Annotated in this window: 10 protein-coding genes; 9 read left to right on the top strand and 1 reads right to left on the bottom strand. The window is 74.6% G+C overall.

Going from position 1 to position 13937, the window contains the following annotated elements; genetic code table 11:
* Positions 1-121: 121 nt before the first annotated feature.
* Positions 122-745: a TetR/AcrR family transcriptional regulator gene (locus HS99_RS00465; protein WP_078867374.1), complete on the bottom strand. Its 624-nt coding sequence runs from the start codon at positions 743-745 to the stop codon at positions 122-124.
* 169 nt (positions 746-914) lie between these two features.
* Between HS99_RS00465 and HS99_RS00460 the strand changes: the two genes are divergently transcribed.
* The 9 genes from HS99_RS00460 to HS99_RS00420 all read left to right on the top strand — a co-directional run bounded on the left by HS99_RS00460 (position 915) and on the right by HS99_RS00420 (position 13850).
* Positions 915-2090 (top strand): FAD-dependent monooxygenase, encoded by a 1176-nt coding sequence (locus tag HS99_RS00460; protein WP_030285248.1) that lies wholly within the window; start codon positions 915-917, stop codon positions 2088-2090.
* 394 nt (positions 2091-2484) lie between these two features.
* A complete protein-coding gene (locus HS99_RS00455) occupies positions 2485-6417 on the top strand; it encodes a Pls/PosA family non-ribosomal peptide synthetase (protein ID WP_050366995.1) in 3933 nt (1310 codons plus the stop codon).
* A gap of 122 nt (positions 6418-6539) precedes the next feature.
* Positions 6540-7883, top strand: a complete 1344-nt coding sequence (locus HS99_RS00450) for a M1 family metallopeptidase (RefSeq protein ID WP_030285244.1) — start codon at positions 6540-6542, stop codon at positions 7881-7883.
* Between the two features lie 72 nt (positions 7884-7955).
* The gene (locus HS99_RS00445; protein ID WP_030285242.1) at positions 7956-9335 is read left to right on the top strand and encodes a serine hydrolase domain-containing protein; all 1380 of its coding nucleotides are present in this window, start codon (positions 7956-7958) and stop codon (positions 9333-9335) included.
* A 281-nt stretch (positions 9336-9616) separates the two neighbouring features.
* Positions 9617-10450 (top strand): GNAT family N-acetyltransferase, encoded by an 834-nt coding sequence (locus HS99_RS00440; protein ID WP_030285240.1) that lies wholly within the window; start codon positions 9617-9619, stop codon positions 10448-10450.
* Entirely contained in the window at positions 10447-11343 is an 897-nt protein-coding gene (locus HS99_RS00435) for a lysophospholipid acyltransferase family protein (RefSeq protein ID WP_043480293.1), read from the top strand. Before HS99_RS00440 ends, HS99_RS00435 begins: the two co-directional genes overlap by 4 nt.
* 191 nt (positions 11344-11534) lie before the next feature.
* Positions 11535-11732, top strand: a complete 198-nt coding sequence (locus tag HS99_RS42995) for a hypothetical protein (protein WP_141763626.1) — start codon at positions 11535-11537, stop codon at positions 11730-11732.
* 81 nt (positions 11733-11813) lie between these two features.
* Positions 11814-12776 (top strand): prolyl aminopeptidase, encoded by a 963-nt coding sequence (gene pip / locus HS99_RS00425; RefSeq protein ID WP_030550170.1) that lies wholly within the window; start codon positions 11814-11816, stop codon positions 12774-12776.
* A gap of 75 nt (positions 12777-12851) precedes the next feature.
* The gene (locus HS99_RS00420) at positions 12852-13850 is read left to right on the top strand and encodes a YdcF family protein (protein ID WP_030285232.1); all 999 of its coding nucleotides are present in this window, start codon (positions 12852-12854) and stop codon (positions 13848-13850) included.
* The last annotated feature ends 87 nt before the right edge of the window (positions 13851-13937 follow it).

Raw genomic sequence — 13937 nt, 5'->3', positions numbered from 1 at the left:
TTCCCGCCGGGTGCCGGCCGAACCCCGATTCCCACGGCTCCGAGCTCGCTCGTGGCCGCGAGCATCGCCGATCCGGACCACGGACGACCGGCCCGCGGGTGGGCAGAAGCCAAGGCAGGCCCTAAGGTCCGGTCGCGCCGCGCAGGGCGGCCGCCACCAGGCCCTGGAGCTCGTCGACACCGGTCTCGCCCCCGCCGACCAGGCGGTCGAAGACCAGTCCGTCGATGCAGGCCAGGAGCGTGGCGGTCCGACCGTCCGGGTCGGCGACCCCCTGGTCGGCGAGGAAGGCCCGGACGACGGCCCGGCCGGCGTTCTCGCGCGGCACGAGAATCTCCCGCAGCTCGGGGTCACGGACGCTCTCCACCGCGCAGGCGTACCGCGCCAGCGACCGCCGCCGCCCTTCGCCGGTCAGCCGATGACTCATCAACTCGGCTATCCCTTGGACCAGTTCGTCCGACGAGCGGATCACCACCCGCTCTCCCATCGCCTGCAGCTCCCCCTGGTCCAACTCGACCAGGCGCCGCACCAGCGCGGTCAGCAGCGCCCGCCTGGTGCGCAGATAGGCCGAGGTGGTACCGGGCGGCAGCCCGGCCGCCGCATCGACCGCCCGATGGGTCAACCCTCGCACCCCCGCGTCCGCCAGCACGCCGATCGCCGCATCCGCCAGCACGGTCCGCCGGTCCGGCCTCCCCGCCTCACCCGCCCCGCCCGTGCCGCCTTGCTTCTGGTCCTGGTCTCGCCGCATCCCCCCTTTCTACCGGGCCGGGCTCCCCCCACGCCCGTCCGGCCGCCGTCGGGCCGGCCTCCCCCGCAGCACCGGGACCCCGCCCCTCCCCTCCGACCGCCTCCGTAAGCCCGTAGTACGCTCCTTCTACAGATGTAGAAAACAACGCGGCGGCACGGGAGGACCGGGCATGAGCAACAACAGCGCGGTGGTGGTCGGGGGCGGCATCGGCGGACTGGCGACCGCGATCGGGCTCCGGCTGGCGGGGTGGGACGTCACCGTGATCGAGCGGGCGGCCGTACTGGACGACGCCGGAGCCGGGATCTCGCTCCACGCCAACGGCATGCGGTCGCTCGGAATCCTCGGGGTCGGCGACGCCGTTGAGGCGGCCTCCCGGCGGCAGTACACCGGCGGGACACGGACGCCGGACGGCCGCCGGCTCGCCCTGATGGACGGCAGGGCACTGGAGCGGGAGCTGGGGGCGCCGATCGTCGGCATACCCCGCGCCGACCTGCACCGCATCCTGCGCGACGCGCTGCCCGCCGAGTCCCTGGTGATCGGCGCCGAGGTGACGGAGATCGACGCCACCGACCCCGCCCGGGTCGCGGTGGGCTACGACGGCACCACCCTGAAGGCCGACCTCGTCGTCGCGGCCGACGGCGTCAACAGCCGGATCCGCCACCGCCTCTTCCCCGCCCACCCCGGACCGGTCTACAGCGGCTCGACGGTGCTGCGGGCGATCACCGAGCGCCCGGTCGACGGGCTGACCGCCGACTTCGAGCTGACCTGGGGCCACGGCGCCGAGTTCGGGCACATCGCCTTCCCGGACGGCCGGGCCGAGTGGCACGCCGTGCTCAACGCCCCGGCCGGGGTGCGCTACCGGGACCCGCTGACCGAGGTCCGTCGCCGGTTCGCGCGCTGGCACGACCCGATCCCCGCGCTGCTGGCCGCGACCAACCCGGAGGCGGTGCTGCACCACGACGTCAACGAGCTGGTCACCCCCCTCCCCTCGTACGTCTCGGGCCGGATCGCGCTGCTCGGCGACGCGGCCCACGCCATGACGCCCCACCTCGGCCAGGGCGCCTGCCAGGCCCTGGAGGACGCCGCGACCCTCGCGGCGGCGGTCGCCGGCAGCCCGACGGTCGAGGCCGCGCTCGCCCGCTACGACGCCGCTCGCCGCCCGCGCAGCCAGACCGTGGCCCGCGACGCCCGCCGGGCCGGCCGGATGGGCCAGCAGCTGGCCAACCCGCTGGCGGTCGGCCTGCGCAACGCCGCGATCCGCCTCACCCCGCCCGGTGCGATGATGCGGACCGTCCTGAAGCACGCCGACTGGACGCCGCCCCGGATCGCCCCCCGAGCCGCCTAGGCACGGACCGTGGCAGCGCCGCGAGGCCGGGCGGGCCAGGGAGGACACCGCCGAATTCCCGGCCCGCCCGGCCCGCCACCCGAAGGGAGCAGCATTTCCTGTGGCATGGATCACGATCACGCAGCAGAACTGACGACACGTCACTTCGACTGACGGTTCGTCACTCTGCCTCCACTTGGCACCAGTTGTTGACTGACGTTGAGTCAGATTCGGTCACTCCCGCTCGAGTTGGGCTGAGTGTCAGCTCCTGCCGGCCCGGAAAGCCGGGGCTACCATCGGTCGGGTTGTCCGCTCCGGCCCCGGAGTGGGGTCTCCCGTCAGGCGAGTGCTCCCACCGCCCCAAGGGCCGGACATCGGTCGGAACGGGGCGAGGACGAGGAGCGCACGGGCTGCCATGACCGCTGAACCGAGCCACCCGAAGCAGTACGCCACGCCACCGCGGCCCGCGCCGGAAAAGGCCTCCCCGGAACGAGCCGCACCCCTACGGACCGCGACGCCGCAGGCCCTGTTCCCCGGCCGCCCCGCCGCCGCCCCGCGCACCCTGGTCGACGTGCTGGACGCCACCGTGCGCGCCCACCCCGACGAGCCCGCCCTGGACGACGGCCGCACGGTGCTCAGCTACCGCGCCCTGGCCGCCGAGGTCGAGCAGCTGCGCCGCCGGCTGACCGCCGCCGGGATCGGCCCGGGCGACCGGGTCGGGGTCCGGGTCCCGTCGGGCACCAACGACCTGTACGTCTCGATCCTCGCCGTGCTCGCCGCCGGCGCCGCCTACGTGCCGGTGGACGCCGAGGACCCGGACGAGCGGGCCCAGCTGGTCTTCGGCGAGGCCGCCGTGGCCGCCGTGCTCGGCGCCGGGCGCGCCCTGAGCACCACCACCACGCGCCCGCCCCTGAGCGGGCGCCGCCCCACCCCGGCCGACGACGCCTGGATCATCTTCACCTCCGGCTCGACCGGCAAGCCCAAGGGCGTCGCCGTCACCCACCGCAACGCCGCCGCCTTCGTCGACGCCGAGGCCGCGCTCTTCCTCCAGGAGGAGCCGATCGGCCCCGGCGACCGGGTGATGGCCGGACTGTCGGTCGCCTTCGACGCCTCCTGCGAGGAGATGTGGCTGGCCTGGCGGCACGGCGCCTGCCTGGTGCCCGTCCCCCGTTCCCAGGTGCGCAGCGGCGCCGACCTCGGCCCCTGGCTGGCCGAGCAGGAGATCACCGTGGTCTCCACCGTCCCGACCCTGGCCGCGCTGTGGCCGGCCGAGGCGCTGAACGAGGTCCGGCTGCTGGTCTTCGGCGGCGAGGCCTGCCCGCCCGAGCTGGTGCAGCGCCTGGTCACCGAGGGCCGCGAGCTGTGGAACACCTACGGCCCGACCGAGGCCACCGTGGTGGCCTGCGCCGCCCTCTTGACCGGCGAGGGCCCGGTCCGGATCGGCCTGCCGCTGGACGGCTGGGACCTCGCCGTGGTGGACGGGGCCGGGCAGCCGGTCACCCCCGGCGGCACCGGGCAGCTGGTGATCGGCGGGGTCGGTCTGGCCCGTTACCTCGACCCGGAGAAGGACGCCGAGAAGTACGCGCCGTTGCCCTCGCTGGGCTGGGAGCGCGCCTACCGCAGTGGCGACCTGGTCCAGGCCGACCCGGCCGGCCTGCTGTTCCTCGGCCGCACCGACGAGCAGATCAAGCTCGGCGGACGCCGGATCGAACTCGGCGAGGTGGACGCCGCCCTGCAGGCGCTGCCCGGGGTGACGGGCGCGGCCGCCGCGGTGCGGACCGCGCGCGGCGGCAACCAGCTGCTGGTCGGCTACCTGGTGGTCCAGGACGGCTTCGACCGCGAGCAGGCCGTCGAACGGCTGCGCGCCGAACTGCCCGCCGCCCTGGTGCCGCTGCTCGCCCCGGTCGACACCCTGCCCACCCGCACCTCCGGCAAGGTCGACCGCAACGCCCTGCCCTGGCCGCTGCCCGAACTGGAGGCCGCCGGGCCGGGCGAGCAGCTGTACGGCACCGAGGCCTGGCTCGCCGAGCAGTGGGCCGAGATCCTCGGCGTGCAGGTGAGCGGCGCACGCGACGACTTCTTCGCGATCGGCGGCAGCAGTCTGGCCGCAGCCCGGCTGACCACCTTGCTGCGCACCCGCTACCCGAGCGCGGCCGTACTGGACGTCTACCAACACCCGACGCTGCGCAAGCTCGCCCGCCACCTGGAACGCGGCGCCGCCGAGGGTGGCGAGGCCCGTACCGTCGCCCTGGTGCCGACCCGGGCCAAGCTGCTCCAACTGCTCCTGCTGTTCCCGCTGTTCACCGTGGTCGGCCTGCGCTGGACGGTCGCCCTGCTGGCCGCCGGGAACCTGCTCTCCCACGTCGGCGACTACCCGTGGGCGCCCACCGCCTCCTGGTGGGCGGTCGGCGCGGGCGCGCTCCTGCTGTACAGCTCGCCGGGCCGGCTCGCGATCGGCGCCGGTGGTGCCCGGCTGCTGCTGCGCGGCCTGCGCCCGGGCAGCTACCCGCGCGGCGGGGCCGTGCACCTGCGGCTGTGGGCGGCCGAGCGGCTCGCCGAGCTGAGCGGCGCGACCGGGCTGTCCGGCGCCTGGCTGGTCCCCTACGCCCGGGTGCTGGGCGTCAAGGTCGCCCGCGAGGTGGACCTGCACTCGCTGCCCCCGGTCACCGGGATGCTCAGGCTGGGCCGGGGCTGCGCCGTCGAGGCCGAGGTCGACCTGTCCGGCTACTGGCTGGATGGCGACCGGCTGGAGGTCGGCCAGATCAGGGTCGGTGCCGACGCGGTGGTCGGCACCCGTTCGACGCTGCTGCCCGGTGCCCGGGTCGGCAAGCGCGCGCAGGTGCTGCCCGGCTCCAGCGTCACCGGCCAGGTGCCCACCGGCCAGCGCTGGGGCGGCGCGCCCGCCGTCAAGCTGGGCCGGGCCGAGTGGTCCTGGCCCAAGGAGCCGCCGGTCCGCCGGCCCGTCTGGGCCGCGCTGTACGGCGTCGGTGACACCCTGGTAGGCCTGCTGCCGGTGCTGCCCGCCGCGGCCGCCCTCGCCGTGCTCTCCCGGTTCGTCGACCGGGGCGCGGAACTCGGTCCGGCCCTCGGCGGCGCCCTGCTCGGGCTGCTGCCCGCCACCCTGGCGTACGGCGCACTGTACGCGGCGCAGCTGGTGGTGCTGGTCCGGCTGCTGAGCACCGGCCTGGTGCCCGGCGTGCACCCGCTGCACGGCCGGGTCAGCTGGCAGGCGTGGACGGTCAGCCAGCTGATGGACCGGGCCCGCGAGGTGCTGTTCCCGCTGTACGCCGGGCTGGTCACCCCGCTGTGGCTGCGGGCGCTGGGGATGCGGGTCGGCCGGGGCGCCGAGGTGTCCACGGTGCTGGCGCTGCCCAGCCTGACCACCGTCGGGGACGGCGCGTTCCTGGCCGACGACACCCTGATCGCACCCTACGAGCTGGGCGGCGGCTGGATGCGCCTGGGCGAGGCGAAGGTCGGCGACCGGGCGTTCCTCGGCAACTCGGGGATGACCGCGCCGGGCCGTTCGGTGCCCAAACGGGGCCTGGTGGGCGTGCTCTCGGCGACGCCGGCGAAGGCGAAGAAGGGCGGGTCGTACCTGGGCATGCCGCCGGTGCGGTTGCCGCGCGCGGCGGACCGGGCGGACCAGAGCCTGACCTACGAGCCGCCGGCCCGGCTGCGGTGGGCGCGCGGGCTGGTCGAACTGGCGCGGCTGCTGCCGGTGCTGGCCTCGGGGGCGCTGGGACTGGCGACGGTGGCGGCGCTGTCCTGGCTGGCGGCGGGCTCCACCGTGCTGGCCGCGCTGCTCTCCGGACCGGTGCTGCTGGCCGCGGGCGGCGTGGCCTGCCTGGTCGCGGTGGCCGCGAAGTGGCTGCTGGTCGGGCGCTTCCGGGCGGTGGAGCACCCGCTGTGGAGCGGTTTCGTGTGGCGCAACGAGCTCGCCGACACCTTCGTGGAGGTGCTGGCGGTGCCCTGGCTGGTCGGTGCGGTGCCGGGCACCCCGCTGCTGAACCTGTGGCTGCGGGCGCTCGGAGCCAAGGTCGGGCACGGCGTGTGGTGCGAGAGCTACTGGCTGCCGGAGGCGGACCTGGTCACCCTCGGGGACGGGGTCAGCGTCAACCGGGGCTGCGTGGTGCAGACGCACCTCTTCCACGACCGGATCATGCGGATGGATACTGTGGTCCTCCGTGAGGGCGCCACCCTGGGCCCGGGCGGGATCGTGCTGCCCGGCAGCACGGTGGGCGCGCGCAGCACGCTGGGCCCGGCCTCGCTGGTGATGGGCGCCGAGTCCGTCCCGGCGGACACCCGGTGGCTGGGCAACCCCATCGAGGCCTGGCAGACCACGTCGTGACCACTCCTCCCCCGGCCGCCCCTCCGACCGACCTCCCCGACAGGAACGCGGACATCCGTTCGGATACGACCACCCACCCGCCCACGACTCCCCGTCCCGGCCCTCAGGAAGCGCCCGCCCCCGTGAAGCCCCACCACGCCCCGCCGGCCGCCGGCGGTCCGGACCCGTACTTCCCGAACAGCGGTGACCACCGCTACCGGGTGCACCGCTACGAAATCGCCCTGGACTACCGGCCCGGGCCCAACCGGCTGGCCGCCTCGGCCCGGCTGAGCGCGGTGGCGAACGCGGCGCTGGCCGAGTTCGCGCTCGACCTGGCCGAGTTCCGGATCGGGCGGATGCTGGTCGACGGCAGAGCCGCCCGCTACACCCACCGCGGCGGCAAGCTTCGGGTCCGCCCGGCGAAGGCGCTCGCGGCGGGTGCGGCCTTCACCGTCGAGGTGCACTACACCGGCAACCCCCGGCCGGTGCGCAGCCCGTGGGGCGGGCTGGGCTGGGAGGAACTGACCGAGGGCGCGCTGGTGGCCAGTCAGCCGGTCGGCGCGCCGTCCTGGTACCCGTGCAACGACCGGCCCGCGGACAAGGCGACGTACCAGGTGGCGGTGACCACGCCGTCCCCGTTCACGGTGCTGTCCGGCGGGCGGCTGCTCACCCGGACCACCCGCGCCTCCAGCACCACCTGGGTGTACGAGCAGAGCGCGCCGACCTCGTCGTACCTGGTGACGGTCTCGATCGGACACTACCGGCCGGTGCCGCTGACCGCCTGTCCCACCACGCCCCGGGCCGGTTCCGTACCGCAGACCGGGTACGTCCCGCAGCGGCTGGCCGATGCCTTCGCCCGGGACTTCGCCCGTCAGCCGGAGATGATGGCGTACTTCACCGAGGCCTTCGGGCCGTACCCGTTCGGCGAGTACGCGGTGGTGGTCGCGGACGAGGAACTGGACGTCCCGGTGGAGGCGCAGGGCGTGGCCACCTTCGGCACCAACCACCTCGGCGGCGGCTGGGAGCGCGAACGGCTGATCGCGCACGAGCTGGCCCACCAGTGGTTCGGCAACAGCGTCACCATCGCCGACTGGCGGCACATCTGGCTCAACGAGGGCTTCGCCAAGTACGCGGAGTGGCTCTGGTCCGAGCACACCGGCGGCCCCGGCGCGGCCGTGCACGCCGCCGCCGCGCACCGGCTGCTGGCCGGTCTGCCGCAGGACCTCCGGCTCGGCGACCCGGGCCGCAAGCTGATGTTCGACGACCGGCTGTACCAGCGCGGCGGCCTCACGGTGCACGCGCTGCGACGGGCACTCGGCGAGGACGCGTTCTTCGCGATGCTGCGGGACTGGGCGGGCGTCCACCAGCACGGCGTGGTCGCCACCTCCGATCTGCTCGCGCATGCCTCCCGGTACACCGCCACCCCGCTCGGCCCGCTGTTCGAGGCGTGGCTGGAGCGGCCGGAGCTGCCGCCGCTGACGGGCTGACCGGTAGGTTCGCGCCGGTCCGCGGCGCGGCTGGACTACTGTCCGTCCATGCCGATGAGTTCAGACGACCAGATGACCGAGCAGCCCGACCACCTGCTGCCCACCACCCGCCGTGCCCTGCTGCACCGCGTCGCCGTCGCCCAGGCCGAGGGCCGTACCCCCTCGCTGGTGGCCGGGGTGGTACGGGAGGGCCGGCTGGTCTGGAGCGGCGCCCGCAGCATGATCGACGGGCACGCGCCGGATGCGGACGTCCAGTACCGAATCGGCTCGCTCACCAAGACCTTCGTCGCGGTGCTGGTGCTCCGGCTGCGCGACGAGGGCCTGCTCGACCTCGCCGACCCGCTGGGCCGCCACCTGCCCGGCACCCCCGCCGACGACGTCACCGTCGCCCAACTGCTCGCCCACTCCGGCGGGCTCGCCGCCGAGACGCCCGCGCCCTGGTGGGAGCGGACGGACGGCGCCCTGCGGCCCGAACTTGGCGACCTGCTGGAGGAGGAGAGCCCGCTCAAGCACCCGGCCGGCCGGTGCCACCACTACTCCAACCCCGGCTACGCGCTGCTCGGAGCGCTGGTCGAGAAGGTGCGCGGCGAACCCTGGGGCGAGGTGCTGCGCCGCGAGGTGCTGGCCCCGCTCGGCCTGGACCGCACCACCCTGCTGCCCGAGCACCCGCACGCCGGGGGCTTCGCCGTCCACCCCTGGGCCGACGTCATGCTGCCCGAACCCCTCACCGACACCGGCCTGATGGCCCCAGCCGGTCAACTCTGGTCCACCGGCGCCGACCTGGCCCGCTGGGCGGCCTTCCTGGCCGCCGGCGACGACAAGGTGCTGAGCGCCGACACCCTCGCCGAGATGAGCCGCCCGGCCATCGGCCCGGCGGACGCCGACTGGACCTCCGGCTACGGCCTCGGCCTCCAACTGCGCCGACACGAGGGCCGGCTGCTGTACGGCCACACCGGCTCGATGCCCGGCTTCACCGCCGGGCTGTGGGTCAGCGCCGAGGACGGCCTGGCCGCCTTCGCCCTCTCCAACGCCACCAGCGGCGCCAACACCCCCCTCCTGGCGGCCCAGTTGATCGGCATCACGGCCGCCCACGAGCCCCGGCTGCCCGCCCCCTGGCGCCCGCTCACCGAGGTCGACCAGGAGCTCCTCGCGCTCACCGGCCCCTGGTACTGGGGCGCCGCGCCCAACGTCCTGCGGCTGCACGCCGACGGCGTCCTGGAGTTGACCCCGGACGCCGGCGGCCACCGGGGCTCCCGTTTCCGGCCCCAGCCGGACGGCAGCTGGCTCGGCCTGGACAACTACTACGCGGGCGAGACTCTGCGGGTGGTGCGGCACGCCGACGGGACGGTCAGCCACCTGGACGTCGGCTCCTTCGTCTACACCCGCGAGCCGTACGGACCGGCCGGCGCCGTTCCCGGGGGTTTCGACCCGCAGGGCTGGCAGGCGTTCTGAGCCCTGCGCCGCGGTGACGGCGGGGGCGCGTGAGGCAGGTGTGCGCCCCCGTTGTCCACCCCGGTCGAACGACCGCCCGGTGCCGGGCAGATGACCACCAGGCTGCGCCAGGTCCCATTCAACAGGTGCACATCTGCGCTCCGCCGGGCCGCAACGTGAATGCCAACCGGCTTGGAGACACATACGGGGACCGGTTCGCATCCATGCCCGACTCCTGCGGACCGGGACGGTGCCCTGGCGATCCACGGCACCGCCGATCGTGCTGCCCTGGAGGGTCCGCCATGACCACCGTCCCCACGTACGCTCCGTCCGCAGTCGCCCCCACCCACGACGCCCCGGCGGTCCCCGCCCGTCGCCACCAGCCGGCCGCGGCCGCCGCCTACACCATCTCCCTCGCGCACGACGAGGACGACGTGCGCGCCGCGCAGCGGCTGCGCCACCAGGTCTTCGCCGCCGAACTCGGCGCCGATCTGCACAGCCCGGTCGCCGGACTCGACATCGACCCGTTCGACGAGCACTGCGACCACCTGCTGGTCCGGGAGGGCGAGGGCGGCACCGTCGTCGGCACCTACCGGCTGCTGCGCCCCGAGGCCGCCCGCCGGGCCGGACGGCTGTACTCCGACGGCGAGTTCGACCTGTCCGCGCTGTCGCCGGTCCGGGCCGGCCTGGTCGAACTCGGCCGCTCCTGCATCCACCCCGACCACCGGGGCAACGGCGCGGTCATCAACCTGATGTGGGGCGGCATCGCCCGCTACCTCGCCGACACCGGCAACACCTGGGTCGGCGGCTGCTGCTCGATCGGCCTGGAGGACGGCGGCGGCACCGCCGCCCGGGTCTGGGACACCGTCAGCGCCCAGTACCTGGCCCCCGAGCAGTACCGGGTCACCCCGCACCGCCGCTGGGACGCCACCGGCGTGCCGCGTGCCGAGCGCGGCGCCCTGCCCGCCCTGCTCCGCGGCTACCTGCGGCTCGGCGCCTGGGTCTGCGGCGAGCCCGCGTACGACCCCGACTTCGACTGCGCCGACCTGTACGTGCTGCTGTCACTGGAGCGCACCGACCCGCGCTACCTGCGGCACTTCCTGTCCGGAGCACCCACCCTGGGCGCCTCGTCATGAGCGTCTGGCTCCCGACCGCACCCTGCCGACCGGACACCTGCCTGGGCGAGCGCACGCCGGAGGTCTCGCAGCCCCGGCGGGCGCTGCGGCTGACCGCCTGCCTGGTCGCGGTGCTCGTGGGTGTGCTGCTCAGCCTGCCGGTGCGGCTACTGCCGTACGGCACCCGGGACCGGCTGATCCGGCTCTGGGCCCGGGTGCTGCTGCGCACCCTCGGGGTGACCGTCAACCTCGGGACGACCGGGACGACCGGGACTGCCGGGACGGCCCGAGCGGGCGGAGCCAGTGACGGCGGCGCGGCGGTCGGCGGCTCGGCGGTCGGCGCCGGGGCGGTCGGCGCCGACGGGGCACTGGTGGTGGCCAACCACGTGTCCTGGCTGGACATCCCGCTGCTCGCCGCCGGGCGGCCGGGGCGCTCGCTGGCCAAGACCGAGGTCCGCAAGTGGCCGGTACTCGGGCCCCTGGTCGCCTGGGGCGGCACCGTGTTCCTGGACCGCGACCGGCTGCGCACGCTCCCGGACACCGTGGCGGCCGTGACCGAGGTGCTGCGCTCCGGGCACCCGGTGATCGTCTTCCCGGAGGGGTCGACCTGGTGCGGGCGGGAGAGCGGCCGGTTCCGGCCCGCACTGTTCCAGGCGGCGGTGGAGGCGGGCGCCTTCGTCCAGCCGGTGACGATCCGCTACCGGCTGGCGGACGGACGGCCGACCAGCGCGCCCGCCTTCATCGGCGACGACGGGCTGCTCACCTCGCTCGCCCGGGTGGTCGCGGTGCGCGGGCTGGTCGCGGACGTCACCTTCCTGCCGCCGATCCCGCCACCCGGGCCGCAGCCCACCCGGGCGGGCGCCCGGCGGGAGCTGGCGCGGGCGGCACAGGCGGCGGTGGAGGGGATCCGCTGAGGCGGTCGTGTCCGTTCCACTCGCGCCGCCCGCCCGGCTCGGCTCGGCTCCGTTCAGGCGGAACGGGCCCCGTCCTCCGGCCGCGCGTCGCCAGGCCGGCCGCGGCGAGCGGACGGCCCCGGCCGAGCAGGACGGCGACCAGCACGGCGGTGACGGCGAGCGCCACCGAACCGCAGCGCAGCGCGAGGTGGATGCCGTCGACGAAGGCGCCGTCCACCGCCTGCCGGACCGGCCCGGGCAGCGTGTGGGCGTGCTCGCCGTACATCGACAGCCCGCCGAGGCCGACGGCGCAGAGCAGGAGGCCGAGCACCATCAGCGGCCGGGGGCCGGTCCTCTGCGTCCTCTACGCCTCCTTCGGCACCGCCTTCGGGCTGGACATCGGGATCTGATCGACAACCGACGGCCGCGCGGCCCCGGAGGCGGGTAGGCTCACCCGGCAGCCCGCCCGAACGTTCACGGAGGAGTGTCCGATGCCCGAACCGTACCGCCACGACGAGCCGTACGCCCAGGGCCTGTTGGACGTCGGTGACGGGCAGCGGATCCACTGGAACACCTCCGGCGACCCGGCCGGGAAGCCGGCCGTGGTGGTGCACGGCGGCCCCGGCTCGGGCCACAACCCTGGCTCCCGGCGCTACTTCGACCCGCGGCGCTACCGCATCGTGCAGTACGACCAGCGCGGCTGCGGGCGCAGCCTGCCGCACGCCGCCGACCCGTCGACCGGGCTGGAGCACAACACCACCGCACACCTGGTCGCCGACCTGGAGCGGCTGCGCGAGCACCTGGGCATCGACAAGTGGCTGCTCTACGGCGGCTCCTGGGGATCCACGCTGATCCTGGCGTACGCCGAGGCCCACCCGGAGCGGGTCTCCGGGATCGTGGTCTGCGGGGTCACCATGACGCGCCCGGAGGAACTCGAGTGGCTGTACCAGGGCGTCGGCCGCTTCCTGCCCGGCCCCTGGGAGGAGTTCCGCGACTTCCTGCCCGCCGCCGACCGGGACGGCGACGTGTTCGACCTGCTCGCCGCCTACAGTCGACAGCTCAACAGCCCCGAGGAGAGCGTCCGTCGGGCCGCCGCCCGAGCCTGGGCCACCTGGGAGGACGCGGTCATCTCGCACGAGGTGCTGGGCAAGCCGAACGCCTACTCCGACCGCCCCTCCGACGCCCTGATGGCCTTCACCCGGATCACGGCGCACTACTTCTCGCACCGGGCCTTCCTGGCGGACGGCCAACTGCTGAGCAACGCCGGACGACTGGCCGGGATCCCGGGCGAGCTGATCCACGGCCGGCTCGACCTCGGCGGGCCGCTGCACACCCCATGGCAACTGGCCAAAGCCTGGCCGGACGCACGGCTGACGGTGATCGACGAGGCCGGACACACCGGCAGTCCGCGGATGGCGGAGGCCCTGCTCGCCGCCGTTGAACGCTTCGCCTGAGGAACGGAACGCCCTGGGGCTACCGGGCCGTTCGTGAAGATGATCTACAAGTCTTCTCCCCCTACGATACGACTCATGCTCGCTTATGCCCCAGCCGCCCTGTTCTTCCTGCTGTGCGGAATCGGGGTACTGCGCGACCGCCGCCGGTTCAGCAACGCCGTCCTGCTCGGCATCGCCGTCTCGCTCCTCGCCCTCGCCCTGCTCACCGAACTCCGCAGGGCGCCCACGCTGGTGGCGGAGCTCGCGGCGGTGGCGATCATCCTGTTGCCGACCATCGGAACGGTGGCCCTGGTCTGGTTCCTGCTCGCCAACGGCGTGACGATGATCCGCAAGGAGGGGCGACGCCCGGCCAATCTGCTCTCCCTACTCGCCGGACTGGGCATCATCGCCGTCATCGCGTTGCTCGTCGCCGCCATCGCCACCCGCTCACCGCGGCTCGGCATCCTGGCGGGCACCGCCGTGCTCGTGGTCGGCTACGTCTCCTTCCTGTTCGTCTGCTTCGTCGGTTACGCCTTCCTGTACGGTCGCCACCGGCCGCGAGGGGACGTGGACTTCGTCGTCGTCCTCGGCTCCGGCCTGATCGGCGGCGAGCGCGTCCCGCCGCTGCTGGCCAGCCGGCTCATCCGGGGCCGCGAGGTGTACGAGCGGCAGGCCGCGCGCGGCAACCCGCCGGTGCTGATCACCTCGGGCGGCCAGGGTCCGGACGAGAAGCTGCCGGAGTCCGACGCCATGGCCGCCTACCTGATCGAGCGCGGCTTCCCGGCCCAGCACATCGAGCGCGAGGACCGCTCGCGCACCACCGAGGAGAACCTGCTCTTCAGCAGGGCCATCATGGAGCGGGCCAAGCCCGACTACCGCTGCGTCGTGGTGACCAACAACTTCCACGCCTTCCGGGCCGCGTTGACCGCCCGCAAGACCGGGGTCAACGGGCACGTCTTCGGCTCGCCCACTGCCCGCTACTACTGGCCGAGCGCGACGATCCGCGAGTTCGCGGCGATCTTCCTCTCACACAAGCTGGTCAACTTCGGGATCTGCGGCCTCCTTGCGCTCTGTGGGGTGCTGGCGGCGCTCTGAGCGCCCCCACCCCCGCTGGTTCTCGGGGTGTCCGGGGCGGCAGGCTGAGGGTTCGTCATGAGATCAACCTGCCCTGTTCGAACATCT

This window comes from Kitasatospora aureofaciens (assembly GCF_001188955.3).
GTDB lineage: Bacteria > Actinomycetota > Actinomycetes > Streptomycetales > Streptomycetaceae > Kitasatospora > Kitasatospora aureofaciens.
The sequence above is the reverse complement of the archived record's forward strand: the minus strand, read 5'-3'. Positions and strand labels throughout refer to the sequence as shown.

Coding starts and splice junctions, on each gene's coding strand:
- pip (WP_030550170.1), top strand. CDS start 11,814: ATGCCCGAACCGTACCGCCACGACGAGCCGTACGCCCAGGGCCTGTTG.
- HS99_RS42995 (WP_141763626.1), top strand. CDS start 11,535: ATGCCGTCGACGAAGGCGCCGTCCACCGCCTGCCGGACCGGCCCGGGC.
- HS99_RS00465 (WP_078867374.1), bottom strand. CDS start 745: ATGCGGCGAGACCAGGACCAGAAGCAAGGCGGCACGGGCGGGGCGGGT.
- HS99_RS00445 (WP_030285242.1), top strand. CDS start 7,956: ATGACCGAGCAGCCCGACCACCTGCTGCCCACCACCCGCCGTGCCCTG.
- HS99_RS00420 (WP_030285232.1), top strand. CDS start 12,852: ATGCTCGCTTATGCCCCAGCCGCCCTGTTCTTCCTGCTGTGCGGAATC.
- HS99_RS00460 (WP_030285248.1), top strand. CDS start 915: ATGAGCAACAACAGCGCGGTGGTGGTCGGGGGCGGCATCGGCGGACTG.
- HS99_RS00435 (WP_043480293.1), top strand. CDS start 10,447: ATGAGCGTCTGGCTCCCGACCGCACCCTGCCGACCGGACACCTGCCTG.
- HS99_RS00440 (WP_030285240.1), top strand. CDS start 9,617: ATGACCACCGTCCCCACGTACGCTCCGTCCGCAGTCGCCCCCACCCAC.
- HS99_RS00455 (WP_050366995.1), top strand. CDS start 2,485: ATGACCGCTGAACCGAGCCACCCGAAGCAGTACGCCACGCCACCGCGG.